The 24161-nt window shown below is 67.5% G+C and carries 20 protein-coding genes; 12 read left to right on the forward strand and 8 right to left on the reverse strand.

Annotated features, from left to right (window positions below):
• The first annotated feature begins 4 nt into the window (after positions 1-4).
• From ACAM58_RS04860 to ACAM58_RS04880, 5 genes are all read left to right on the forward strand, one after another.
• Positions 5-1861, forward strand: coding sequence for an ATP-binding protein (locus tag ACAM58_RS04860; protein ID WP_369664221.1), 1857 nt, complete (start codon positions 5-7; stop codon positions 1859-1861).
• Positions 1862-1893: 32 nt separating this feature from the next.
• Positions 1894-3048, forward strand: coding sequence for a rod shape-determining protein RodA (rodA, locus tag ACAM58_RS04865; protein ID WP_012746090.1), 1155 nt, complete (start codon positions 1894-1896; stop codon positions 3046-3048).
• A 53-nt stretch (positions 3049-3101) separates the two neighbouring features.
• Positions 3102-4562: a metalloprotease TldD gene (gene tldD / locus ACAM58_RS04870; RefSeq protein ID WP_018903628.1), complete on the forward strand. Its 1461-nt coding sequence runs from the start codon at positions 3102-3104 to the stop codon at positions 4560-4562.
• A 47-nt stretch (positions 4563-4609) separates the two neighbouring features.
• Positions 4610-5146 carry a hypothetical protein gene (locus tag ACAM58_RS04875; RefSeq protein WP_012746092.1) on the forward strand — a complete coding sequence of 179 codons (537 nt, stop codon included), beginning with the start codon at positions 4610-4612 and terminating at the stop codon, positions 5144-5146.
• Positions 5147-5372: 226 nt separating this feature from the next.
• Positions 5373-6491 (forward strand): 3-deoxy-7-phosphoheptulonate synthase, encoded by a 1119-nt coding sequence (locus tag ACAM58_RS04880; RefSeq protein WP_012746093.1) that lies wholly within the window; start codon positions 5373-5375, stop codon positions 6489-6491.
• A 9-nt stretch (positions 6492-6500) separates the two neighbouring features.
• On the opposite strand, the gene ACAM58_RS04885 is transcribed toward ACAM58_RS04880, so the two are convergent.
• Positions 6501-7010, reverse strand: a complete 510-nt coding sequence (locus ACAM58_RS04885) for a cupin domain-containing protein (protein WP_012746094.1) — start codon at positions 7008-7010, stop codon at positions 6501-6503.
• Positions 7007-8410 (reverse strand): UDP-N-acetylmuramate:L-alanyl-gamma-D-glutamyl-meso-diaminopimelate ligase, encoded by a 1404-nt coding sequence (gene mpl / locus ACAM58_RS04890; RefSeq protein ID WP_018903627.1) that lies wholly within the window; start codon positions 8408-8410, stop codon positions 7007-7009. Before mpl ends, ACAM58_RS04885 begins: the two co-directional genes overlap by 4 nt.
• A gap of 102 nt (positions 8411-8512) precedes the next feature.
• On the opposite strand from mpl, the gene ACAM58_RS04895 reads away from it, so the two are divergent.
• The 7 genes from ACAM58_RS04895 to ACAM58_RS04925 all read left to right on the forward strand — a co-directional run bounded on the left by ACAM58_RS04895 (position 8513) and on the right by ACAM58_RS04925 (position 14853).
• Positions 8513-9112, forward strand: coding sequence for a hypothetical protein (locus ACAM58_RS04895; RefSeq protein WP_012746096.1), 600 nt, complete (start codon positions 8513-8515; stop codon positions 9110-9112).
• Positions 9113-9661 (forward strand): TlpA disulfide reductase family protein, encoded by a 549-nt coding sequence (locus ACAM58_RS04900; protein WP_012746097.1) that lies wholly within the window; start codon positions 9113-9115, stop codon positions 9659-9661.
• Between the two features lie 99 nt (positions 9662-9760).
• The gene (accB, locus tag ACAM58_RS04905) at positions 9761-10222 is read left to right on the forward strand and encodes an acetyl-CoA carboxylase biotin carboxyl carrier protein (protein WP_012746098.1); all 462 of its coding nucleotides are present in this window, start codon (positions 9761-9763) and stop codon (positions 10220-10222) included.
• A 2-nt stretch (positions 10223-10224) separates the two neighbouring features.
• On the forward strand, positions 10225-11574 hold the full coding sequence (gene accC / locus ACAM58_RS04910) for an acetyl-CoA carboxylase biotin carboxylase subunit (RefSeq protein ID WP_012746099.1): 1350 nt from the start codon (positions 10225-10227) through the stop codon (positions 11572-11574).
• 16 nt (positions 11575-11590) lie between these two features.
• Complete coding sequence (gene prmA, locus ACAM58_RS04915; RefSeq protein WP_012746100.1) at positions 11591-12475, forward strand: 50S ribosomal protein L11 methyltransferase; 885 nt, start codon at positions 11591-11593, stop codon at positions 12473-12475.
• A 73-nt stretch (positions 12476-12548) separates the two neighbouring features.
• On the forward strand, positions 12549-13892 hold the full coding sequence (locus ACAM58_RS04920; RefSeq protein ID WP_012746101.1) for a zinc-ribbon and DUF3426 domain-containing protein: 1344 nt from the start codon (positions 12549-12551) through the stop codon (positions 13890-13892).
• A gap of 58 nt (positions 13893-13950) precedes the next feature.
• Positions 13951-14853: a carbohydrate kinase family protein gene (locus tag ACAM58_RS04925; protein WP_012746102.1), complete on the forward strand. Its 903-nt coding sequence runs from the start codon at positions 13951-13953 to the stop codon at positions 14851-14853.
• 82 nt (positions 14854-14935) lie between these two features.
• On the opposite strand, the gene ACAM58_RS04930 is transcribed toward ACAM58_RS04925, so the two are convergent.
• From ACAM58_RS04930 to ACAM58_RS04955, 6 genes are all read right to left on the reverse strand, one after another.
• Entirely contained in the window at positions 14936-15460 is a 525-nt protein-coding gene (locus ACAM58_RS04930) for a histone H1-like DNA-binding protein (RefSeq protein WP_012746103.1), read from the reverse strand.
• A 200-nt stretch (positions 15461-15660) separates the two neighbouring features.
• Entirely contained in the window at positions 15661-16836 is a 1176-nt protein-coding gene (locus tag ACAM58_RS04935) for a ribonucleotide-diphosphate reductase subunit beta (RefSeq protein ID WP_012746104.1), read from the reverse strand.
• Positions 16837-17014: 178 nt separating this feature from the next.
• Positions 17015-19930, reverse strand: a complete 2916-nt coding sequence (locus ACAM58_RS04940) for a ribonucleoside-diphosphate reductase subunit alpha (RefSeq protein WP_012746105.1) — start codon at positions 19928-19930, stop codon at positions 17015-17017.
• 350 nt (positions 19931-20280) lie between these two features.
• Positions 20281-20889, reverse strand: a complete 609-nt coding sequence (ampD, locus tag ACAM58_RS04945) for a 1,6-anhydro-N-acetylmuramyl-L-alanine amidase AmpD (RefSeq protein ID WP_012746106.1) — start codon at positions 20887-20889, stop codon at positions 20281-20283.
• A complete protein-coding gene (locus ACAM58_RS04950) occupies positions 20876-22417 on the reverse strand; it encodes a sigma-54 dependent transcriptional regulator (RefSeq protein WP_012746107.1) in 1542 nt (513 codons plus the stop codon). The genes ampD and ACAM58_RS04950 overlap by 14 nt, the downstream gene beginning before the upstream one ends.
• Positions 22418-22442: 25 nt before the next feature.
• Complete coding sequence (locus ACAM58_RS04955; RefSeq protein WP_012746108.1) at positions 22443-24143, reverse strand: nitrogen regulation protein NR(II); 1701 nt, start codon at positions 24141-24143, stop codon at positions 22443-22445.
• Between the last annotated feature and the right edge of the window lie 18 nt (positions 24144-24161).

A 24161-nucleotide genomic window follows, 5' to 3' on the forward strand; every position in this document is an offset into this window, starting at 1 on the left:
TCGCGTGGCCGGACGCATGTTCGGGCGGGCGGGCAGGGCTATTGCCGCGCTGTGGCTCGCGGCAACTCTGCTGCTGGCAGCGCAGCCGGCGGCGGCCGCGGCGGCCGAGGGCACGATCGAACTGCGCCGCGGCACCGTGTGGACCACCGTCGACGGCGCCACGCACAAGGCGCCCGTCGAACTCTCCTACCACTGGGACCGCCAGCACGGCGGACGCCCCGGCTACGCGACCTTCGAGCTGCCGTTCACGCTCGACGCCGAGCCCGAGGTGCCCTGGGGCATCTTCGTTCCGCGCGCCGGCAGCGTTCTGGAGGTCTGGCTCAACGACGCGCTGCTGCAGGTCTATGGCGACCTCGCCAGCGGCAACGGGCCGGACTACGCCAAGGCGCCGCTCTACGTGCCGGTGCCGGGGCACCTGCTGAAGCCCGGCGAGAACCGCCTGCAGGTCCGCATACGCGCCGACAGCGCCCGCAGGGGCGGGCTGTCGCGCGTGACCATCGGGCCGGCGACACCGGTGCGCACCGATCTCTTCGAAAGCGCCTATGCCTGGCGCTTCACCGGCTCGGTGCTCCTGACCGCCTTCAGCCTGATCGTCGGCAGCATCGCGCTGGCGCTGTGGCTCACGCAGGTGGATGCCGCCGCCACCGGATGGCGCCGGCGCGACAGCCTCTATTTCTGGGCCGCGCTGGCCGAGTTCTGCTGGGCGATCCGCGTGGCCGACGGCGTGATCGCCGAACCGCCGCTGCCCTGGGGCGCCTGGGGCGTGCTCATGGCCACCTGCTATGCGGGCTGGGCCACGTCGGCCATGATGTTCTGCTACCACCTCGCGGGCTGGCACCGCCGCCCGCGCATGCGCTGGCTGCGCTGGCCGATGGCCGGCGTGGTGCCCGGAACCGTGGTGGCCACCGCCCTCGCGCTTCACCGCGAGGAGCCCTACTGGCTCACCGGCTGGCTCGCACTGGAGATCGGGTTCGTCGCGCTGTTCGTCGGCGCCTTTGCCGTGGCCACCATCCGGCGGCCGAACGTGGGCCGCCTGCTGGTGGCCGCCGCCGCGCTGGTGACGCTGGGCTTCGGCACCCGCGACTGGCTCGTGATCCGCCTGAGCGACGCCTACGGCGAGACCACCTGGGTGCGCTATTCCTCCGTGTTCTTCGGCATCGCGCTGCTCTTGATCGTGCTGCGGCGCTTCCATGCCGCGAGCGTGCAGGCGCGCGGCTCGGTCGCGGCCCTGGCCGAGCGCGTGGCGCAGCGCGAACGCGAACTCGCGTCCACCTTCGCCGCGCTCGAGCAGGTGGCGCGCGACCAGGCGCGCACCCACGAGCGCGAGCGCATCCTGCGCGACATGCACGACGGCGTGGGCTCGCACATCAGCTCGGCCATCCGTCAGCTGCAGTCGGGCCAGGCGAGCCCCGAGGAATTGCTGCGGACGCTGTGCGACTCGCTCGACCAGCTCAAGCTGGCGATCGACTCCATCCACCTGCCGCCGGGCGACGTCGGCGCGCTGCTGGCGGCGCTGCGCTACCGGCTGGAGCCGCGGCTGGCGGCCGCGGGCATCCAGTTCGAGTGGGCGGTGGACGAGGTGCCCGACGTGAAGCGGCTCGACGCGCAAGCCATGCGGCAATTGCAGTTCCTGCTGTTCGAGGCGATTTCCAACGTGCTGCAGCATGCCCAGGCCCGGACGCTCAGGATCGAGGCCGAAGCGCCGGCCGGCGCCGTGCAGCTGCGCGTGATCGACGACGGCCAGGGCTTCGACGCGCAGCAGGTGCCCAGGGCGCTGGCCGAGCGTGCCGCGGCCATCGGCGCACGGCTGGCGCTCGAAAGCCGACCGGGGCGCACGGTCGTTCAGCTCGGCTTCGCCTGAAATGCCCGGCGGGGCGCGGATAATCCGCCCCCATGTCCGCAGTGTTCAACCAGCCCTCCCTGGCGCGCCGGGTCGCGCCCATCTTCCAGGGCTTCGACGGCTTTCTGGCTTTTGCCGTGCTGCTGCTGGCCTTTGCCGGGCTGCTGACCATGTATTCGTCGGGCTACGACCATGGTTCGCGCTTTGCCGACCACGGCCGCAACATGCTGCTGGCCGGCTTCATCATGTTCGTGGTGGCCCAGGTGCCGCCGCAGCGGCTGATGATGTTCGCGGTGCCGCTCTACGCGACCGGGGTGGCGCTGCTGGTCGCGGTGGCGCTGTTCGGCATCACCAAGAAGGGCGCGCAGCGCTGGATCAACGTGGGCGTGGTGATCCAGCCGAGCGAAATCCTCAAGATCGCAATGCCGCTGATGCTGGCCTGGTGGTTCCAGCGCCGCGAGGGCCAGCTGCGGCCGCTCGACTTCGTGGTGGCCACGGTGCTGCTGGCGGTGCCGGTCGGGCTCATCATGAAGCAGCCCGACCTGGGCACCTCGCTGCTGGTGCTGGCGGCTGGCATGGCGGTGATCTTCTTTGCCGGGCTGCCCTGGAAGCTGATCGTGCCGCCGGTGGTGATCGGTGCCGTGGCGGTCACGCTGATCGTGGGCTTCGAATCGCAGCTGTGCGCCGACGGCGTCGACTGGCGCGTGCTGCACGACTACCAGAAGCAGCGCGTGTGCACGCTGCTCGACCCCAGCAAGGATCCGCTGGGCAAGGGCTTCCACATCATCCAGGGCATGATCGCCATCGGCTCGGGCGGGGTCGGCGGCAAGGGCTTCATGCAGGGCACGCAGACGCACCTCGAATTCATCCCCGAGCGCACCACCGACTTCATCTTTGCCGCCTATTCCGAGGAGTTCGGTCTGGTGGGCAACCTGTCGCTGATCGCAGCCTTCATCCTGCTGATCTTCCGCGGGCTGGCCATTGCCGCCGCGGCGCAGACCCTGTTCTCGCGCCTGCTGGCGGGCGCGGTCACGATGATTTTCTTCACCTATGCCTTCGTCAACATGGGCATGGTGAGCGGCATCCTGCCGGTGGTGGGCGTGCCGCTGCCGTTCATCAGCTATGGCGGCACCGCCATGGTCACGCTGGGGCTGGGGCTGGGCATCCTGATGTCGATCGCCCGGGCCCGAAAGCTCGCCCAGAACTAGCGCCAGTGCCCTTGGGCCCGGCACGGAAGAGGGCGGCTGCCTAGAATGGCGCCATGATCTCCCGCGAACCCACCATCGAGCGCCTCGCCACGGCGCAAAAGCTCCTGCTCACGCCCTTCGGCCTGGACGAATCGCACCTGAGCAAGGCCCTGGCCGAGATCACCGCGCACCGGGTGGACGACGCCGACCTGTACTTCCAGTACACGCGCAGCGAAGGCTGGAGCCTGGAAGAGGGCATCGTCAAGACCGGCAGCTTCAGCATCGACCAGGGCGTCGGCGTGCGCGCGGTCAGCGGCGAGAAGACGGCCTTTGCCTATTCGGACGACATCTCCGAGGCTTCGCTGCTCGACGCGGCCCGCACGGTGCGCTCCATTTCCTCGGCGGGCCGCACCGGCCGCGTGAAGACGGCCGCCCGCAAGATCGCCTCGAGCCGCTCGCTCTACAACGGCGTCGACCCCATTTCCACGCTCGACAGCACGGCCAAGGTCAAGCTGCTCGAAAAGGTCGAGAAGCTCGCGCGTTCGCGCGACCCGCGCGTGGCGCAGGTCATGGCGGGCCTGGCGAGCGAATACGACGTGGTGCTGGTGGCGCGCGCCGACGGCACGCTGGCGGCCGACGTGCGGCCGCTGGTGCGCCTGTCGGTCACCGTGATCGCCGAGCAGAACGGCCGGCGCGAGGTCGGCTCGGGCGGCGGCGGCGGGCGCTTCGGCCTGGCCTACTTCAACGACGCGCAGATCGCCGAATACGTCGACCAGGCCGTGAAGGCCGCGCTGACCAACCTCGATGCACGCCCGGCGCCTGCTGGCGAGATGACCGTGGTGCTCGGCTCCGGCTGGCCCGGCATCCTGCTGCACGAAGCCATCGGCCACGGCCTGGAAGGCGACTTCAACCGCAAGGGCTCGAGCGCGTTCTCGGGCCGCATCGGCCAGCGCGTGGCGGCCAAGGGCGTGACGGTGCTCGACGACGGCACCATTGCCGACCGCCGCGGCTCGCTGAACGTCGACGACGAAGGCAACGCGAGCCAGCGCAACGTGCTCATCGAGGACGGCATCCTCAAGGGCTACATCCAGGATTCGCTCAACGCGCGCCTCATGAAGGTCAAGCCCACGGGCAACGGCCGCCGCGAGAGCTACGCCCACGTGCCGATGCCGCGCATGACCAACACCTACATGCTCGGCGGCGACAAGGACCCGAAGGAAATCGTGGCCAGCATCAAGAAGGGCCTGTACGCCACCAACTTCGGCGGCGGGCAGGTCGACATCACGAGCGGCAAGTTCGTGTTCTCGGCCAGCGAGGCCTTCTGGGTCGAGAACGGCAAGATCCAGTACCCGGTCAAGGGCGCGACCATCGTGGGCAACGGCCCCGACGCGCTCACCCGCGTGACCATGATCGGCAACGACATGAAGCTCGATTCGGGCGTGGGCACCTGCGGCAAGGAAGGCCAGAGCGTGCCGGTCGGCGTCGGCCAGCCCACCCTGCGCATCGATGGTTTGACCGTAGGCGGAACGGCCTGAGGCCTTGCTAAGCTCCGCTCCTCGATTTTTACAAAGAGGAGCATTCGATGAAGAGGATCAGGATCAATTCGTCTGCGGCCCTGTGGGCCGCGGCTGCCGCAGTGGCACTCGCAACCGCAGGCTGCGCTTCGCGCGGCGGCTCGGGCGGCAGCCAGCCCGCGGCGGCACCCGCTGCCGCGCCGGCAGCACCGGCCCGCGGCGGCGCCAAGGCGGGCATGGATGCCCAGGGCAACGTGGTCGATTCCTCCAAGGTCGAAGCCGGCAGCGGCCGCACCGTCAAGGGCCTGAATGGCTACGAAGGCGAGATCACCGGCAACCCCGCGCGCAACAGCAGGTTCACGCGGCTGCAGATCGGCATGAGCGCCAAGCAGGTCACCGACCTGGCCGGTCCGCCGACCGACCAGGGCGCCTACGTCACGGGCAAGGCCTTCATTCCGTTCTATTTCGGCAGCGACCGCCACCGCTACGAGATGACCTACAAGGGCCAGGGCCGCCTGGTCTTCGCGGGCGGCGGCATGGGCGACTACTCCAGCGGCAACCTGATCTGGATCATCCACAACCCCAACGAATCCGGCTACCGCTGAGCCCTTTGGAGCCGGGCCTTTTTCCCGGCTCTTCGTTTTCCGTGCTACATTCCGCCCACATGTCCGCCCTCCGCGCTTATTTCTTTGCCTACTTTTGGTTCCCGGTTTCCGGCGGACGAGAGGCGAGCGCGTAAAGCAAACGAACACCCTCCCAAAACCGCCGGCGCCTCGAGCCCCGGCGGTTTTTTTATGCCCTGACGATATCCACTCCAACAAGGAAAGCACCATGAGCACGAACACTGCCCCCGCCAGCGACAGCTGGTATGCGAGCGTCGAAAAAACCAGCAAGACCGACGACGAACGCATCAAGGACATCAACGTGCTGCCCCCTCCCGAACACCTGATCCGCTTCTTCCCGATCCGCGGCACGCCGGTCGAGACGCTGATCGAAGGCACCCGCCGCAGCATCCACAACATCATGGCGGGCAAGGACGACCGACTGCTGGTGGTCATGGGCCCGTGCTCGATCCACGACCCGGCCGCGGCGCTTGAATACGCCCGCCGCCTCAAGGTGGAACGCGAAAAGTACGCCGGCACGCTCGAGATCGTGATGCGCGTGTACTTCGAGAAGCCGCGCACCACGGTCGGCTGGAAGGGCCTCATCAACGACCCGTACCTGGACGAGAGCTACCGCATCGACGAGGGCCTGCGCATGGCGCGCCAGCTGCTGATCGACATCAACCGGCTCGGCCTGCCGGCGGGCAGCGAGTTCCTCGACGTGATCTCGCCGCAGTACATCGGCGACCTGATCGCCTGGGGCGCGATCGGCGCGCGCACCACCGAAAGCCAGGTGCACCGCGAACTGGCCTCGGGCCTGTCGGCGCCCATCGGCTTCAAGAACGGCACCGACGGCAACATCCGCATCGCCACCGACGCCATCCAGGCGGCGGCGCGCGGCCACCACTTTCTCTCGGTGCACAAGAACGGCCAGGTCGCGATCGTGCAGACCAACGGCAACCGCGACTGCCACGTGATCCTGCGCGGCGGCAAGGCGCCCAACTACGACGCGGCCAGCGTCGAGGCCGCCTGCAAGGACCTCGAGGCCGCCAAGCTGCCGCCCACGCTGATGGTCGACTGCAGCCACGCCAACAGCTCCAAGCAGCACCAGAAGCAGATCGACGTGGCCAAGGACATCGCCGGCCAGATCGCCGGGGGTTCGAACCGCGTCTTCGGCGTGATGGTCGAAAGCCACCTGCAGGCCGGCGCGCAGAAGTTCACGCCGGGCAAGGACCAGCTCTCAGGCCTCGAATACGGCAAGAGCATCACCGACGCCTGCCTGGGCTGGGACGACTCGGTGCAGGTGCTGGACACCCTGTCGCAGGCGATCAAGCAGCGCCGGGGCTGAACAACAGGCTCAAAGCATCCCGGCCAGGTCCGGCCAGTGGTGCCGCATGGCGGCGGCTTCATCGCTGTCCGGCGGCACCAGGGAGAAGTCGGCGAAGTCGAAGCCGGGGCCGACCATGCAGGCGACCAGCGTGTAGTCGCCGCTCGCGTGGCCCTGGATCGGCCGGGCGGCCTGCCACTGGCCGGCCGGCACCACATGCTGGGGGCGCGTGCCGTGCGCATCGACCGGGCCCAGGCGCACATGGGCCGGCGCCGTGCGCAGCGCGGCATCGCAGGTCCAGAGCGCCAGCGGCACGCCTTCCAGGTGCACCCACACTTCGTCCGACAGCACCCGGTGCCAGCGCGAATGCTGGCCGGCCTCGAGCAGGAAGTAGATGCTGGTGAGCGCGCTGCGCGGCGTGCGGCCGTCAGTGGGAACGACGCTCGCCGCCGAGCGGAACACCTCGCTGTACCAGCCACCCTCGGGGTGGGGCTGCAGCTTCAGGCTCTCGATCAGCTCGCGGGCGCGCATGGCCGTCATGCTGCGCTGGCCGCGCGCAGCGCTGCAAGCAATTTGTCGTGCACGCCGCCGAAGCCGCCGTTGCTCATGCAGACAATGTGGTCGCCAGGCCGCGCCGCCGCGACGATCTGCGCCACCAGCGGTTCGATGGCGCCGGCCACCTGCGCGCGCTCGCCCATCGGGGCCAGGGCCGCGGCGGCGTCCCAGTCGAGGCCGGCCGTGTGGCAGAACGACAGGTCGGCCGCTTCCAGGCTCCACGGCAGCTGCGCCGCCATGACGCCCAGCTTCATCGTGTTGCTGCGCGGCTCGAAGGCCGCGAGGATGCGCTCGCCCTGCCGGCCGGCGTCGGCGAGCTTCTTGCGCAGCCCGTCGAGCGTGGTGCGGATGGCGGTGGGATGGTGGGCGAAATCGTCGTAGACGGTGATCGCGCCGCCGCTGCGCTCGACGCTGCCGCGCAGCTCCATGCGCCGGCGCACGTTCCTGAAGCCGCCGAGCGCGCGGGCCGCATCGGCCGGCGCCACGCCCACATGCTCTGCCGCCGCGATGGCGGCCAGCGCGTTCATCTGGTTGTGCAGGCCCGAGAGTTCCCACTCGACCCGGCCGACCGCCTCGCCCTGGCGCAGCACGTCGAAGGCGTCATGCGTGCCGCGGGCCTGCCATTCACCGCCGGCGCCGAAGCGCGCCAGTTCGCTCCAGCAGCCCTCTGCCAGCACGCGCTGCAGGCTTTCCTCGGTGGCGTTCACCACCAGCCGGCCGGTTCCCGGCACCGTGCGCACGAGGTGATGGAACTGGCGTTCGATCGCGGCCAGGTCGTCGAAGATGTCGGCGTGGTCGAACTCCAGGTTGTTGAGGACCGCGGTGCGCGGGCGGTAGTGCACGAACTTGCTGCGCTTGTCGAAGAAGGCCGTGTCGTACTCGTCGGCCTCGATGACGAAGGCCGAACCCTTGCCGAGCCGCGCCGAGACGCCGAAGTCCAGCGGCACCCCGCCCACAAGGAAGCCCGGCGCCTTGCCGCCCTGTTCGAGCACCCAGGCCAGCATCGAGGTGGTGGTCGTCTTGCCGTGGGTGCCGGCCACGGCCAGAACATGGCGGCCCTGCAGCACATGCTCGGCCAGCCACTGCGGTCCGCTGGTGTAGGGCCTGCCGGCGTCGAGGATGGCCTCCATCAGCGGAAACTTGGGCGCGCCGTCAGCCAGCCGGGCCCTCGAAACCACGTTGCCGACCACGAAGACGTCGGGCGAAAGCGCGAGCTGGTCCGCGCCGAAGCCCTCGATCAGGTCGATGCCGAGCGACCGGAGCTGGTCGCTCATGGGCGGGTACACGCCGGCGTCGCAGCCCGTGACCCGGTGGCCTGCCTCGCGTGCCAGGGCGGCCAATCCGCCCATGAACGTGCCGCAGATGCCAAGAATATGAATGTGCATCGGCCGATTCTAGGGAGGCGGCAAGCGGTGTCCGCGCTCCCGTCCTCGTCCCTTGTACTGATGTTTGTGCGAGGGGCGCCGTACTGCGGGCAAAATGTCCCGATGGACACGTCCACCAAGCGCGAGATTGCCGCCGCCGCAGCCCGCCTCGTCGTCGAGGAGGGGCTGGAGTACGGCCCGGCCAAGCGCCGGGCGCTGCGCGACCTGGGCCTGTCCTCGCGCACGGCGCTGCCGAACAACGACGAGGTGGAGGCCGAGGTGCGCGACTACATCGCGCTCTATTGCGCCGACACCCAGCCACAGGAACTGCGTGCGCTGCGGCTGCTCGCGCTCGAATGGATGGAGCGCATGGCGGCGTTCCGCCCGCATGTGGGCGGCGCGGTCTGGCACGGCACCGCCACGCGGTTGTCAGACATTTATATTCAATTGTTCTGCGATGATTCCAAGTCGGCCGAGATTGCCCTGATCGACCACCACGTGGACTACGAGCCGCGCATGGTCACCGGGTTTCACGGCGAGCAGGTGGAAGCGCTGAGCGTGCATGCCGCAAGCCGCGCATTGGGCGAGGAAATCGGGGTGCACCTGCTGGTGTACGACCTTGACGACCTGCGCGGCGCGCTCCGGCCCGACGCCCAGGGCCGCACGCCGCGTGGCGACCTCGCGGCGCTGCGGCGGCTGATCGAAAGTGAAAAGGACAAGTGAATGACTTCTTCGCCCACACGGCGAGGCCTCCTTTATGGCGGCGTGGCGGTCGCGGCCGCTGCGGCCGGACTGGGCGGCGCATGGTGGCGTGAGCGCGGCAGCAGCAGCCCGAAGGGCGAAGTGCTGGCCGCAAGCTTCTGGACGCAGCGCTTCGAGCGGCCCGAGGGCGGCGAACTGGTGTTTTCCGATTTGCGCGGCAAACCGCTGCTGCTCAACTTCTGGGCCACGTGGTGTCCGCCGTGCGTGGAAGAAATGCCGATGATCGACCGCTTCTTCCGCGAAAATGGTGCGAACGGCTGGCAAGTCGTTGGTTTGGCCATCGATCAGCCGAGCGCGGTGCGCAAGTTCCTGCAGAAGACGCCGGTCAGCTACCCCACGGGCCTGGCCGGCCTGCAGGGCACGGAGCTGGTCAAGAATCTCGGCAACACGGGCGGCGGGTTGCCGTTCACGCTGGTCCTGAACGGCACGGGCGAAGTGGCGGCCCGTAAAATGGGCAAGCTCGAAGCGGCCGACCTGGACGCTTGGCGGCGTGAACTGGTTCACGGTTAGAATCAGATACACACTCGGCATTAGCCGCCAATCGCTGAAAATCACCGATTTTCAGACAAGTTACATCCTATTGACCGGCAAAGTCGGCACTGGAGCTCCATGGATCTGCGCAAACTCAAGACACTGATCGATTTGGTGTCGGAATCCAATATTTCCGAACTGGAAATCACTGAAACCGAAGGCAAGGTTCGCATCGTCAAGGGCGGCGGCGCTGCCCCGGTGCAATATGTACAGACCGTGGCGGCTGCACCCGCTGCTGCTCCTGCCGCCGGCGCACCGGCAGCACCCGCGCTTCCCAGCGCCCCCGCACCTGAAGCGGCACCCGCCGGCCATGCGATCAAGTCGCCGATGGTGGGTACTTTCTACCGCTCTTCCAGCCCGGGTGCCCCGGCCTTCGTCGAGATCGGCAGCAAGGTCAACGAGGGCGACACGGTCTGCATCATCGAAGCGATGAAGATCCTCAACGAAATCGAAGCTGACAAGTCCGGCACGATCACCCAGATCCTCGGCGAAAACGGTCAGGCGGTCGAATACGGCCAGCCACTGTTCATCATCGAGTGACCATGTTCAAGAAGATCCTGGTTGCAAACCGGGGGGAAATCGCCCTCCGGATCCAGCGCGCCTGCAGCGAGCTCGGCATCAAGGCCGTGATGGTCTATTCCGAAGCCGACCGCGACGCAAAGTACGTCAAGCTTGCGCAGGAGGCCGTGTGCATCGGCCCGGCGCCCTCGTCGCTGAGCTATCTCAACATGCCGGCCATCATCTCGGCGGCCGAGGTGACCGACGCCGAGGCCATCCACCCCGGCTACGGCTTCCTGAGCGAGAACGCGAATTTCGCCGAGCGCGTGGAGCAGAGCGGTTTCCAGTTCATCGGCCCGACGCCTGAAAACATCCGTGTCATGGGCGACAAGGTCTCGGCCAAGCAGGCCATGATCAAGGCCGGCGTGCCGTGCGTGCCGGGCTCCGAGGGCGAGCTCTCGGACGACGCCACCACCAACAAGCGCATTGCCCGCGCCATCGGCTACCCGGTCATCATCAAGGCGGCCGGCGGCGGCGGTGGCCGCGGCATGCGCGTGGTGCACACCGAGGCCGCGCTGATCAACGCGATCCAGATGACCAAGGCGGAAGCCGGCGCTGCATTCAGCAATCCGGCCGTGTACATGGAGAAGTTTCTCCAGAACCCGCGCCACGTCGAGATCCAGATCCTGGCCGACAAGCACAAGAACGCGGTCTACCTGGGCGAGCGCGACTGCTCCATGCAGCGGCGCCACCAGAAGGTGATCGAGGAATCGCCGGCACCCGGCATCCCGCGCAAGCTGATCGAGAAGATCGGCGAGCGCTGCGCCGCGGCCTGCAAGAAGATCGGCTACCGAGGCGCCGGCACCTTCGAGTTCCTCTACGAGAACGGCGAGTTCTATTTCATCGAGATGAACACGCGCGTGCAGGTGGAGCACCCGGTGACCGAGTTCACCACCGGCATCGACATCGTGAAGACGCAGATCATGGTGGCGGCCGGCGAGAAGCTGCCGTTCACGCAGCGCCAGATCGAGATGCGCGGCCACGCCATCGAGTGCCGCATCAACGCCGAGGACGCCTGGAAGTTCACGCCGTCGCCGGGCCGCATCACCATGTGGCACCCGCCGGGCGGCCCTGGCGTGCGCGTCGATTCGCATGCGTACACCAACTACTTCGTGCCGCCCAACTACGACTCGATGATCGGCAAGATCATCGTCTACGGCGACACGCGCGAGCAGGCCATGGCGCGCATGCGCACGGCGCTGAACGAAACCGTGATCGAAGGCATCCAGACCAACATCCCGCTGCACCGCGAGCTGATGGTCGACGCCAAGTTCATGAGCGGCGGCACCAACATCCACTATCTGGAAGAGTGGCTGGCGGCGCACAAGCGCTGACCCACGAAACGACGCCATGTTCGAACTTCGCCTGATGGCGCCGGAAGACCGGGTCGAAACGGTCAGCGACGCGCTCGACGCACTCGATGCGCTGAGCGTGTCGGTGGAAGACGCCGATGCGCAGACCGATGCGGAGCAGGCGCTGTTCGGCGAGCCCGGCATGCCGCCGCCCAAGGAAGGCTGGCAGCGTTCGCGCGTGATTGCGCTGTTTGCCGATGAAGCGCTTGCGAAAGAGGCGGCGTCGGTGCTTGCGCTGCAGGACTTCTTCGAAGGCTGCGCGGTGCTCGGCGTGGCACCGGTGCCCGAGCAGGACTGGGTGCGGCTCACGCAATCGCAGTTCGCGCCGGTCGAGATCACGCCCGAATTCTGGATCGTGCCCACCTGGCATGAGCCGCCCGCGCAGGCAAGGCAGGTGATGCGGCTCGACCCGGGGCTGGCCTTTGGCACCGGCACCCATCCCACCACGCGCATGTGCCTGCGCTGGATCGCAAGGCAGGGTTCGTTCGCCGGCCAGCGCGTGCTCGACTACGGCTGCGGCTCCGGCATCCTGGCCATTGGCGCGGCGAAGTTCGGCGCGACCGACATCGATGCCGTCGACATCGACGAGGCGGCAGTGTCGTCGACCCGCCTCAACGCCGAAGCCAACGGCGTGCGCCTGAACGCCGGCCTGCCCGAAGCGGCCAAGGGCAACTACGGCACCGTGCTGGCCAACATCCTGGCCACGCCACTCAAGGTGCTTGCGCCACTGCTGCGCAGCCACGTGGCGCCCGGTGGATCGCTGGTGCTGGCCGGCATCCTCGAGCGCCAGGCCGACGAGCTGAAGGAAGCCTATGCGCCTTATGCCGCGCTCGAAGTCAGCGACAGCGAGGACGGCTGGATCCTCATGACGGCGCGCTGCTGAGGACGCACGCGCCTGCCGTTTCGCGTTTGATCCCACTGGCGCGGCGAGGGCCCAACCCTACAATCGCCCCGTCATGAGCCTCGTCACGCGCTGCCCCGCCTGTGCCACCACCTTCAAGGTGGTGCGCGACCAGCTTCGCATTTCGGATGGCTGGGTGCGCTGCGGACGCTGCAGTCACGTGTTCGACGCCACGCTCGACCTGCACGAGGCGCCCGATGGCCCGCCGGCCGCGAGCGCTGCGCCTCCCCCCGCGCCGGCACCCGCCGCGCCGACCGAGCCGCCGTCCTCCTCCGATGCGATCGAAGACGCGGATTTCTTCGACGACGAACCCGAGGATCGCGAACCGCCGGAGGCTGCGGCTTCCGAGGCCGAGCCGCCGCCAACACCGGAGCCCGTGCCTGCATCGGCACCTGTCTCCACGCCCGCGCCCACCTTCGCCTTGCCGGCGCACGGCATCGTCGCCGACGAGCTGTGGACCGACTTCGAAGCCAACGAGCCCGAATGGCGGCCGCCGGCGAGTTCGCTGCCGCCGTTTCCGAACATCGACCTGAATCTGGCGGCCCCGCCTTCGCCGCCGCCCCCGCCCGCACCGCCGTTGCCGGCCCTGCGCCTCAAGGCGCGCGAGATGGCGGCAACGGCCAGCGAGGAAGACGAAAAGCACGCGCCCGAACAAGACCGCGACCAGGTGCAGATGCAAAAGGCGCTGCGCCGGGCCCGCATCAAGTCGGCCAAGATTGCGAGCGCCAAGGCGCGCGACGAGCGCGCCGCCGCAAAGATGTCAGCCTCGATGGTGCGGGAGGCGAGCGAGCCCGAGCCGGGCCTGCTCCCTTCGCCTCTGCCGTCGGTCCGCGGCGATGCGGAAGATTCGGAGCGGCTTCCTTTTTCCGACGGCAACGAGAACTCGGGCCGTGACATTGCGGGTGTCTGGCAGCGGCCTGGGGTGCGGCGCTGGCTCTGGCTGCTGGCCGTGCTTGCCGTCCTGCTTCTGGTCGTGCAGGTCCTGCGCCACGAACGCGACGGCATCGTTGCGCGCCAGCCGAACCTGCGTCCCGCATTCGCGGGCCTGTGCCGCGTGACCGGCTGCGAGCTCACCGCGCTGCGGCAGATCGGCGACATCGTGATCGAGGGCGCGGCCTTCGCGCGCGAAAAAACCGGCAACAGCGACTACCGGCTCAGCTTCACGCTGCGCAATGGCGCGGCCGTTCCCCTGGCCATGCCGGCCATCGAGCTTTCGTTGCTCGACACGCAGGAGCGCGCCGTGGTGCGACGCGTGCTGATGGCGGCGGACTACGGCGCACCGGCGGTGCTTGCGGCGCGCTCCGACCAGGCGGCGTCATTGCCGATGAGCTTGTCGGCAGCGGAGGCGGCCGCGCTGCCGCCCATTGCAGGCTACCGCGTCGAAGCGTTCTATCCTTGAGGCCTGGCTCGCGCCCGCCTTTTCATTCATCCACCCATTCCTACCCAACGGCTCACCCATGGCAGCAGTGATTTGCGGTTCCCTCGCGTTCGACACCATCATGACCTTCGAGGGCCGGTTCGCCGACCAGATCCTTCCGGACCAGCTGCACATCCTCAATGTGTCGTTCCTCGTGCCGGGCCTGCGGCGCGACTTCGGCGGCTGTGCCGGCAACATCGCCTACAGCCTCAATGCGCTGGGCGGCACCGCACTGCCGATGGCCACCCTCGGCAGCGACGGCGCCGACTACCTGGAGCGCATGCGCATGCTGGGCATCAGCACCGAGTTCGTGCGCCAGCTCGACGACACCTTCACCGCGCAGGCGATGATCATGAACGACGTCGACAACAACCAGATCACCGCGTTCCACCCCGGTGCGATGCAGCAGGCGCACCTCACGAAGATTGCCGCGCGTGAAGACATCCGCGTCGGCATCATCGCGCCCGACGGCCGCGAGGCGATGCTGCAGCATGCGGAGCAGTTCGCCGCGGCCGGCATTCCGTTCGTGTTCGATCCGGGCCAGGGCCTGCCGATGTTCGACGGCGAGGCGCTCAAGCACTTCGTCGACCTGGCGAGCTGGGTCGTCGTCAACGACTACGAAGGCAAGATGCTGTCGCAGCGCACCGGCTGGAGCCTGGCCGAGATCTCGAAGCGCGTGCGCGGCCTGGTCGTCACGCTGGCGGCGGAAGGCTGCGAGGTCTGGATCGACGGCGAGCGCGAGCATGTGCCGGGCGTGACGCCGACGGCGGTGGTCGAGCCCACCGGTTGCGGCGATGCCTGGCGCGGCGCGCTCTTGTTCGGCCTCGAGAAGGAATGGCCGCTTGCGCAGTGCGCGGCGCTCGGCAACCGCATCGGCGCGCTCAAGATCGCGCAGCGCGGGCCGCAGAACTACCAGATCGACCTGAAGGCGCTGGGCCTCTGAGCTGCCCGCTGGCAGGCGCCCATAAAAAAAACCCGGCACCGTGAGGTGCCGGGTTTTTTGCCGTCAAGGCTGCTGAGCAGACTCAGGGCTTGCTGGCCGTCGGAAACGGCCAGGCTGCCTGGGGGTTCAGCGTCGTTTGCGCAGCAGGAGCAGGCGCTACGGCAGGAGCCTTGGCAGCCTTCTTGGCAGCAGGCTTCTTGGCAGCAGCGGCAGGCTTGGCAGCGGGCTTTTTCGCGGCTTTCTTGGCCGCAGCCTTTTTGGCAGGAGCCTTCTTGGCGGCAGCCTTCTTCGCAGGGGCCTTCTTGGCAGCGGCCTTCTTTGCCGGAGCCTTCTTCGCCGCCGCCTTCTTGGCAGGAGCCTTCTTCGCTGCGGCCTTCTTCGCCGGAGCCTTCTTGGCAGCGGCCTTCTTTGCCGGAGCTGCCTTCTTGGCGGCTACCTTCTTCGCAGGCGCCTTCTTGGCGGCTACCTTCTTCGCTGCGACCTTCTTGGCCGGAGCCTTCTTCGCAGCTACCTTCTTGGCGGGAGCCTTCTTAGCGGCCGCGACCTTCTTTGCCGGAGCCTTCTTTGCAGCGGCTTTCTTAGCCGGCGCTTTCTTTGCAGTTGCCATTTCTATTTCTCCTTGATCAAGTTGAAAAAATCAACCTATTGAAGCACTCCACGCACGTTGGTAGCGTGAAGCGATCCATGGCGTTGGAATCTGAGCTCCAGCACCATGAACACCTGAGCCCTCGTCCATGCCGCGCTCTTCGGCGCGATCGGTGGCAAGGGCAATTCTTGAATTCATTAATTCTTGTCGAAAGATTCGATTCAATCCCAGGAGAGCGCACCACCCGACTGGTATTCGATCACGCGGGTTTCGAAGAAATTGCGCTCTTTCTTCAGGTCAATCATTTCGCTCATCCAGGGGAACGGGTTTTCCTCGTTCGGGAAGAGCGTTTCGAGGCCGATCTGCTGCGCGCGCCGGTTGGCGATGTAGCGCAGGTAGCCCTTGAACATGGAGGCGTTCATGCCGAGCACGCCACGCGGCATGGTGTCTTCGGCGTATTTGTACTCGAGCTCGACGGCCTTCAGGAAGAGGGCCTTGATCTCGGCCTTGAACTCGGGGGTCCAGAGGCCGGGGTTCTCGAGCTTGAGCTGGTTGATCAGGTCGATGCCGAAATTGCAGTGCATCGACTCGTCGCGCAGGATGTACTGGTACTGCTCGGCGGCGCCGGTCATCTTGTTCTGGCGGCCGAGCGCAAGGATCTGCGTGAAGCCGACGTAGAAGAACAGGCCCTCCATCAGGCAGGCGAACACGATGAGCGACTTGAGCAGGGTCTGGTCGGTCTCGTGCGTGCCGGTCTTGAAGTTCGGGTCGCTGATGGCGTCGATGAACGGGATCAGGAACTGGTCCTTCTCGCGGATCGACGGCACTTCGTTGTAGGCGTTGAAGATCTCGCTCTCGTCCAGGCCGAGCGACTCGACGATGTACTGGTAGGCGTGCGTGTGGATCGCTTCCTCGAAGGCCTGGCGCAGCAGGAACTGGCGGCATTCGGGCGCCGTGATGTGGCGGTAGGTGCCCAGCACGATGTTGTTGGCGGCCAGCGAGTCGGCGGTCACGAAGAAGCCGAGGTTGCGCTTGACGATGCGGCGCTCGTCTTCGGTCAGGCCGTTCGGGTCTTTCCAGAGCGCGATGTCGCGCGTCATGTTCACTTCTTGCGGCATCCAGTGGTTGGCGCAGGTGGCGAGGTATTTTTCCCAGGCCCACTTGTACTTGAACGGCACCAGCTGGTTGACGTCGGTCTGGCCGTTGATGATGCGCTTGTCGGAAGCCTTGACGCGCTGCGCCGCGGCGGGTGCCACGGGCTGTTGTGCAATCGACGAAGTCGGAGCATCCACCGGTCGGCCTGCGGACAGGCCGCTGGTCGATGCGTGGTGTTGCTGCAATCCTTGTTGCATATCCTTTGATAAGGAGGGCTTGACTTCTTCGTCCCAGGTCAACATAGAAAAATCCAATGCTCAATTATCGGAGCAACGATGTGAGTTGCAAAGTGCTCGTTCACGTCGCGCTCCATTTATGTGGTTGTTATGTTGCTCTCATGCATCGCGCGATGTCAGTCGATGCCGTGATCGACTGAGGGTCCGCGCGTCGTGCATGCACCTCTCTCGCTTCACTCGCGCGTCATTGGCATGCTTCGCAAGTCGGATCGTCGACGCCGCAGAACGCGATGTCGGTGGCAGGCATTGCACTCATCTGCGCCTTCGCTGCGGCAGCTGCGGCTTCGAGTGCGCTCATGCCCGAAGAGGCATCGCTGCCCGACGACACCGCGTTGAGGCGGCCCGACTGCACGGTGGATTTCTCGGCGTGCGTCGCGCTCTGCGTGCGCAGGTAGTAGGTGGTCTTCAGGCCGCGCAGCCATGCGAGCTTGTAGGTGTCGTCGAGCTTCTTGCCCGATGCGCCGGCCATGTAGATGTTGAGCGACTGCGCCTGGTCGATCCACTTCTGGCGGCGCGCTGCGGCTTCGACCAGCCAGGTGGTCTCGACTTCGAACGCGGTGGCGTAGAGCGCCTTCACGTCCTGCGGCACGCGGTCGATCGGACGCAGCGAACCGTCGAAGTGCTTCAGGTCCATCACCATCACGTCGTCCCACAGGCCCAGGCGCTTCAGGTCGCGCACCAGGTAGTGGTTGATGACGGTGAATTCGCCCGACAGGTTCGACTTGACCGAGAGGTTGCCGAAGCAGGGCTCGATGGAAGCGTCGACGCCGATGATGTTCGAGATGGTCGCGGTCGGGGCGATGGCCACGCAGTTGGAATTGCGCATGCCGTCGGCCTTGATCTTCTGGCGCAGGGCCTCCCAGTCGAGCGTGGCCGAGCGGTCCACTTCGACGTAGCCGCCGCGGGCTTTTTCGAGCAGGTCGAGCGTGTCGATCGGAAGGATCCCCTTGTCCCACAGCGAGCCCTTGTAGCTCGAGTACTTGCCGCGTTCGCGGGCCAGCTCGGTCGAGGCCCAGTAGGCGTGGTAGCAGATGGCTTCCATCGACTCGTCGGCAAACTGCACGGCTTCCTGCGAAGCGTAGGGAATGCGCAGTTCGTACAGCGCGTCCTGGAAGCCCATCAGGCCCAGGCCGACCGGGCGGTGGCGCAGGTTCGAGTCGCGCGCCTTCTTCACGGCGTAGTAGTTGATGTCGATCACGTTGTCGAGCATGCGCATCGCGGTCGAGATGGTGCGCTTGAGCTTTTCCTGGTCGACCTTGCCGTCCTTCAGGTGCTGCAGCAGGTTCACCGAACCCAGGTTGCAGACGGCGGTTTCGGTGTCGCTGGTGTTCAGCGTGATCTCGGTGCACAGGTTCGACGAGTGCACCACGCCGGCGTGCTGCTGCGGCGAGCGCACGTTGCAGGCGTCCTTGAACGTGATCCAGGGATGGCCGGTCTCGAACAGCATCGTGAGCATCTTGCGCCACAGGTCCGAGGCCTGGATGGTGCGGGCAGGCTTGATCTCGCCGCGCGCGGCCTTTTCTTCGTAGGCGACATACGCCTTCTCGAAGTCGGCGCCGAACAGGTCGTGCAGGTCGGGCACGTTGGAGGGCGAGAACAGCGTCCAGGTGCCCTTTTCCATCACGCGGCGCATGAAGAGGTCGGGGATCCAGTTGGCGGTGTTCATGTCGTGCGTGCGGCGGCGGTCGTCGCCGGTGTTCTTGCGCAGTTCCAGGAACTCCTCGATGTCGAGGTGCCAGGTTTCCAGGTACGTGCAGACGGCGCCCTTGCGCTTGCCGCCCTGGTTCACGGCCACGGCCGTGTCGTTGACCACCTTGAGGAAGGGCACCACGCCCTGCGATTCGCCGTTGGTGCCCTTGATGTGGCTGCCGAGCGCGCGCACGCGGGTCCAGTCGTTGCCCAGGCCGCCCGCGAACTTGGAGAGCAGCGCGTTTTCCTTGATCGATTCGTAGATGCCGTCCAGGTCGTCGGGCACGGTGGTCAGGTAGCAGCTGGACAGCTGCGAGCGCAGCGTGCCGGCGTTGAACAGGGTGGGCGTGCTCGACATGAAGTCGAAGGACGACAGCACCTCGTAGAACTCGATGGCGCGGGCCTCGCGGTCGATTTCGCCGAGCGACAGGCCCATGGCCACGCGCATGAAGAAGGCCTGCGGCAGTTCGATGCGCGACTTGCGCACGTGCAGGAAGTAGCGGTCGTACAGCGTTTGCAGGCCGAGGTAGTCGAACTGGTTGTCGCGTTCGGCCTTGAGCGCGGCGCCCAGGCGCGGCAGGTCGTACTGCAGCAGCTTCTCGTCGAGCAGGTCGTTCTCGACGCCCTTCTTGATGAACTGCGGGAAGTAGTCGGCGTAGGCGGTGGCGCGCTCGGCGGGCATCACTTCGCGGCCGATGATCTCCTTGAAGATCGTGTGCAGCAGCAGGCGGGCGGTCGCGAAGGTGTAGTCGGGGTCTTTTTCGATCAGCGTGCGGGCCGCCAGGATCGAGGCCTTGTAGACCTCGTCGAGCGGCACGCCGTCGTACAGGTTGCGCATGGTCTCGGCGACGATCGGCGCGGCGGTGATGCTGTCGCCCAGGTTTTCGCAGGCCGATTCGATCAGGCCCTTGAGCTGGTTCAGGTCGAGCGCGACGCGTTCGCCGTTGTCCAGCACGTGCAGCGTGGGCGTGGCGGGTGCTTCCTGCTCGACCTGCTTGGAACGCTCTTGCGTGCGGCGCTCGCGGTAGAGCACGTAGGCGCGCGCGATCTCGTGGTGGCCGCCGCGCATCAGGCCGAGTTCGACCTGGTCCTGCACGTCTTCGATGTGGAAGGTGCCGCCGCCCGGACGCGAACGCACCATGGCGCGGATCACGCCTTGCGTGAGCGCGTCGACCGTTTCGCGCACGCTGGCCGAAGCCGCGCCCTGGGTGCCGTGCACGGCCAGGAAGGCTTTCATCATCGCGATGGCGATCTTGTTGGGTTCGAAGGGAACCACGGCGCCGTTGCGGCGGATGATCTGGTAGTGCGCGAGGTTCTGTCCGGCGGGCGAGCCAGCGGTGTCGCGCTGCTGCTGCGTGGGCGTGGAGGGAACGGCACGCGAGGTCGATGGGGTGTTCAGGGCTGTTTGCATTCGCTTCCTCTCGGTTGGCAATTCTTGTTGGATGGCAACGCCTTGGTTGGGCGTCGCGCCGGCGTTGTTGACCGGACGGAGGACACTATATCTAGGGTCTGAGGGGTGTACAACCCACTAGATGTAGCGTTTTCCAGTGGATACAACCCTGGTCGATATTTCTTTCGGCCTAGGTCACGGCCGTCGATGCCGCATGAATACTGGCCTATGTTGTCGCAACCCGCATGGGCCGTGGCTTGCAGGCCGATTTGGGCTTGCAGGGCGCATGGTTGCTGCATGCAGCGGCTGCAATTTTCTCATTGCTGCGCCGCGGGACCGGCGCATCGCGAGGCGCCGCGCGATTGAAAAAATTAGCGCTGCACCACCTGCGGAGGAAACATCTGTGGACTCCAGCCGAGGTGCCCGCGCAGCAATTGCCAATCGAAGCCGGCGCCGGGGTCCTGTTTTCGGCCTGGCGCAATGTGCTCGTGGCCGGCGATGTGCGCGATGGCGTAGTGCTGCGCGATGGCGGGGCAGAGGCTGGCCAGCGCCTCGTACTGTGCTTCTTCGAAGGGCTGGCCTTCGAGGCCTTCGAGCTCGATGCCGATGGAGTCGTCGTTGCAGTTCTCGCGGCCGCGCCACGACGACACGCCGGCATGCCAGGCGCGATCGTCGCAGCTCACGAACTGCCAGAGCTCGCCGTTGCGCCGCACATAGAAGTGCGAGGAAACCGCAAGGCCGCGGATCGACTGGAAGTAGGGGTGCGCGTCCCAGTCGAGCTGGTTGGTGAAGAGCTGCTGCACGGCCTCGCCGCCGTATTCGCCGGGCGGCAGGCTGATGGAGTGCAGCACGATCAGGTCGGTCTGCGCGCCCGCGGGCCGGGGCCCGAAATTCGGCGAGCGCAGCGCCTTGGCAAAGCGGTACCAGCCGGCGTGCCAGAGCCCGTCGTCGTTGCTTGCCGGTGCTTCAGTCGTCGGCATGGCTGGTGCTGCTGGCACCTTCGTCGCCGCCGGGCGTGGTGATGCCCAGCCGCGCGATGCGGTAGCGGATCTGGCGCAGGCTCATGCCGAGCCGCGCGGCGGCGGCCGTTCGATTGAAGCCGCTTTCGTGCAGCGCGCGCACGAGGATCTCGCGCTCCTGCTGATCGAGGTAGGCCTGCAGGTCCGAGGGGAGGGCGGGCGCCACAGGCTTGGATTCCGCGGCGGGCGCAGCGGCCGCCCGAGGCGCTTCGCCGCCGGCCGCGGCGGCAGAAGAGGGCGCGGGTTCGGCGATGGCCGTCTCGGCCGGTGCCTCGGCAGCCTCCGGCCGCGGCGCCATCAGGTCCAGGTGCAGTTCGTCGCCGTCGTTGAGCGCCACCGCGCGGTGCAGCAGGTTCTCGAGCTCCCGCACGTTGCCGTCGAGCCGGTGCTGGGCCAGGCGGCGCAGCAGTTCGGCGGAAAGATGCGGCACCGGCAGCCCGCCGTCCTGCGCAATGCGCGCGAGCAGCGCGGCGCAAAGCGCGGGCAGGTCCTCGCGCCGGTCGCGCAGCGCGGGTACCGCGATCTCGATCACGTTGAGCCGGTAGAACAGGTCCTGCCGGAAGCGGCCGGCCTGGACTTCGGCATGGAGATCCTTGTGGGTGGCGCTCACGATGCGCACGTCGACCGCGTCTTCCTGCGTCGAGCCGATGGAGCGCACGCTGCGCTCCTGGATCGCACGCAGCAGCTTGGACTGCATCGCCAGCGGCAGGTCGCCGATTTCGTCGAGAAAGAGCGTGCCGCCGCGCGCGGCCTGGAAGTAGCCGTCGCGGTCCTGCGACGAGCCGGTGTAGGAGCCCTTGCGGGCGCCGAAGAACTCGGCCTCGAGCAGGTTCTCGGGAATGGCGCCGCAGTTGACCGCGACGAAGGGGCCCTCGCTGCGCTGGCTGCAGGCATGCACGGCGCGCGCCACCAGTTCCTTGCCGGTGCCCGATTCGCCGCGCACCAGCACCGGCGCCATGCCGCGCGCCACCTTGGCGATGCGCGACTTGACCAGGCGCATCGGCTCCGAGTCGCCCACCAGCCGCTCGAGCGCGGCGACGCCGCTGTCCGGAACGGCCGGCGCGCCGGCGCGCAACGGGTCCGCGGGCGCCGCCTGCCAGGCCTTGGCCGGCGCTGCCTGCTGCGCCTGCACCGCGGACGCGACCACGGCGCGGAACTGCTTCAGGTCGACCGGCTTGGTCAGGTAGTCGAAGGCGCCGGCCTTCAGCGCCTCGACCGCGTTCTCGGCCGAGCCGTAGGCCGTCATCACCACGCAGCGCTCGCTGCGCTGGTTCTTCTGGATGCGGTGGATGATTTCCATGCCCTGTCCATCGGGCAGCCGCATGTCGGTGATCACCGCATCGAACTGCCCCGCCTCCAGGTGCTGCCAGGCTTCCGACACGCTGCCGGCGGCCTCGACGCGATAGCCTTCGCGCAGCAGGGTCAGTTCGTACAGCGTGCGCAGGTCGGGCTCGTCATCGATGACCAGGATGTTGGCCGGGCGCTGCATGGAGGGATGGGGAGTGCTCACAACGCTATTGTGTCAGCCGGTTTTCGCTCGGCGCAAAGCTGACGAAGAATTCATTGCCCTCGGGCCCCCCCGCCACCAGCGCGCGCCGCTCGTAGCCGATGGTGGCGCCGTGGCGCCGGCACAGCTCGCGGCACAGGAAGAGGCCGAGCCCGCTGGAGCGGCTCTCGGATGAGAAAAAAGGCTCGAACAGGTGGCGCTGCACCGCCGGCTCCAGCGGCGCGCCGTCGCTCCACACCTGCAGGCTGGGGCGGCCGGCGCTGCCGCGCTGCGTGGTGGTGACGACCTGGATCGCGCCCGCGCGGCTGCTCGCGTAGCGCGCTGCGTTGTCCAGCAGGTTCACGAGCAGGCGGCGCAGGTGCTCGACATCGAAGCGCACCTCGGCGTCGGCGGCGTCCAGCGCGATCAGCACGCCCTGGCGCTGCGTCTGGCGCACCCACTCTTCGGCCAGCGCCTGCACCGCGGGATCGAGCACGACCTGCTCGCCGAGCGAAAGCACGCGCTGCTGGCGTGCGCGCGAGACGTCGAGCACGTCGTCCACGATGCGTGCGAGCCGCTGCGCGTTGTGCTGCACCATGCTGGTCAGCTTGCGGTGCGCGGGGTCGGTGAGGTCTTCGTTGAGCAGCGCGCTGGCCTGCGTGATGGCCGCGAGCGGATTGCGGATCTCGTGCGCCACCGCGGCCGACATCCGGCCCATCGCGGCCAGCTTCTCGGTGCGGATGCGGGCCTCGAGTTCGCGCAGGTCCTGCAGGAACATCACGCAAAGGCTGTCGACGTGCCGGCTGCTGGTGGGCGTGAGCCGCGTGCGCACGCGCACCTCGCGCGCGGCGCCGCGCGCCTGCGCCACCGGAATTTCCTCGCTTTGCGGCGCGCGCCGCGCAAAGGTCTGGCGCGCCAGCGCAGCCAGCGCATGCCAGGCGGGCTGCGCATGCAGCGCGAACGGCAGGCCGAGCCGGGCCAGCCCCTGGCCGAGGATCGCGTCGGCCGCCGGATTGGCCGCATGCACCATGCCTTCGGCGTCGATCACCAGCACGCCTTCGCTCAGCGTCTCGATCACCAGGTCGTTGACTTGCGCCTGCATCTGCGCGCTGCTTCGGTTGCGCAGCGCGGTTTCTTCCTCGCGGGCCAGCCGGCGCGCCAGCTCGTGCGCCAGCAGGGCCACCACGAAGAGCCCGGTGCCGGTGAGCGCCGCCTGCACGAAGCGGGTGGAGGAATCGCCGGGCTGCTGCAGCAGCCAGTGCCAGCCGGCATCGGCGAGCAGCAGCAGCGTGACCGTGGCCGTGGTGCCCAGGCCCACGGTCACCGTGCCCAGCACCGCGCTCATGAGCACCGGCAGCGCGAACAGCGGCGTGTAGTTGATGCTGCCGCCCTGGAGCACCTGCAGCGCGGTGAAGGTGCCCAGGTCGATGCCGATGGTGAGGAACCACAGCATGCCGAAGGCGCGGATCGGCGGCGTGAAATGCGCGTAGCGGGCGCCCAGCCAGGTGGCAGCCAGGTAGCCGGCCGAAAGCGCCACGGCCAGCGGCTGCACCGTCTGGCCGAGCGCCATGGCCACGCCCTGCAGCAGCACGAGCACCAGCGCAACGAAGCAGCGCGCCGCCATGAAGCCGCGCCACAGCCGCAGCAGCGCGGCGCTTTCGCCGGGGCCCGGCTCGAGCGTGCTCCAGTCGGTGGCGGGTTCGCCGCGCGACCATGGGGAAGAACTCACGGATGCACCCTTGGCGCT

Source organism: Variovorax sp. V116 (genome assembly GCF_041154435.1).
GTDB classification, from domain to species: domain Bacteria; phylum Pseudomonadota; class Gammaproteobacteria; order Burkholderiales; family Burkholderiaceae_C; genus Variovorax; species Variovorax paradoxus.

What these genes read in the sequence shown, in the direction of transcription:
- rodA (WP_012746090.1), top strand. Translation starts at nt 1,894, where the DNA reads ATGTCCGCAGTGTTCAACCAGCCCTCCCTGGCGCGCCGGGTCGCGCCC.
- tldD (WP_018903628.1), top strand. Translation starts at nt 3,102, where the DNA reads ATGATCTCCCGCGAACCCACCATCGAGCGCCTCGCCACGGCGCAAAAG.
- ACAM58_RS04875 (WP_012746092.1), top strand. Translation starts at nt 4,610, where the DNA reads ATGAAGAGGATCAGGATCAATTCGTCTGCGGCCCTGTGGGCCGCGGCT.
- ACAM58_RS04880 (WP_012746093.1), top strand. Translation starts at nt 5,373, where the DNA reads ATGAGCACGAACACTGCCCCCGCCAGCGACAGCTGGTATGCGAGCGTC.
- ACAM58_RS04885 (WP_012746094.1), bottom strand. Translation starts at nt 7,010, where the DNA reads ATGACGGCCATGCGCGCCCGCGAGCTGATCGAGAGCCTGAAGCTGCAG.
- mpl (WP_018903627.1), bottom strand. Translation starts at nt 8,410, where the DNA reads ATGCACATTCATATTCTTGGCATCTGCGGCACGTTCATGGGCGGATTG.
- ACAM58_RS04895 (WP_012746096.1), top strand. Translation starts at nt 8,513, where the DNA reads ATGGACACGTCCACCAAGCGCGAGATTGCCGCCGCCGCAGCCCGCCTC.
- ACAM58_RS04900 (WP_012746097.1), top strand. Translation starts at nt 9,113, where the DNA reads ATGACTTCTTCGCCCACACGGCGAGGCCTCCTTTATGGCGGCGTGGCG.
- accB (WP_012746098.1), top strand. Translation starts at nt 9,761, where the DNA reads ATGGATCTGCGCAAACTCAAGACACTGATCGATTTGGTGTCGGAATCC.
- accC (WP_012746099.1), top strand. Translation starts at nt 10,225, where the DNA reads ATGTTCAAGAAGATCCTGGTTGCAAACCGGGGGGAAATCGCCCTCCGG.
- prmA (WP_012746100.1), top strand. Translation starts at nt 11,591, where the DNA reads ATGTTCGAACTTCGCCTGATGGCGCCGGAAGACCGGGTCGAAACGGTC.
- ACAM58_RS04920 (WP_012746101.1), top strand. Translation starts at nt 12,549, where the DNA reads ATGAGCCTCGTCACGCGCTGCCCCGCCTGTGCCACCACCTTCAAGGTG.
- ACAM58_RS04925 (WP_012746102.1), top strand. Translation starts at nt 13,951, where the DNA reads ATGGCAGCAGTGATTTGCGGTTCCCTCGCGTTCGACACCATCATGACC.
- ACAM58_RS04930 (WP_012746103.1), bottom strand. Translation starts at nt 15,460, where the DNA reads ATGGCAACTGCAAAGAAAGCGCCGGCTAAGAAAGCCGCTGCAAAGAAG.
- ACAM58_RS04935 (WP_012746104.1), bottom strand. Translation starts at nt 16,836, where the DNA reads ATGTTGACCTGGGACGAAGAAGTCAAGCCCTCCTTATCAAAGGATATG.
- ACAM58_RS04940 (WP_012746105.1), bottom strand. Translation starts at nt 19,930, where the DNA reads ATGCAAACAGCCCTGAACACCCCATCGACCTCGCGTGCCGTTCCCTCC.
- ampD (WP_012746106.1), bottom strand. Translation starts at nt 20,889, where the DNA reads ATGCCGACGACTGAAGCACCGGCAAGCAACGACGACGGGCTCTGGCAC.
- ACAM58_RS04950 (WP_012746107.1), bottom strand. Translation starts at nt 22,417, where the DNA reads ATGCAGCGCCCGGCCAACATCCTGGTCATCGATGACGAGCCCGACCTG.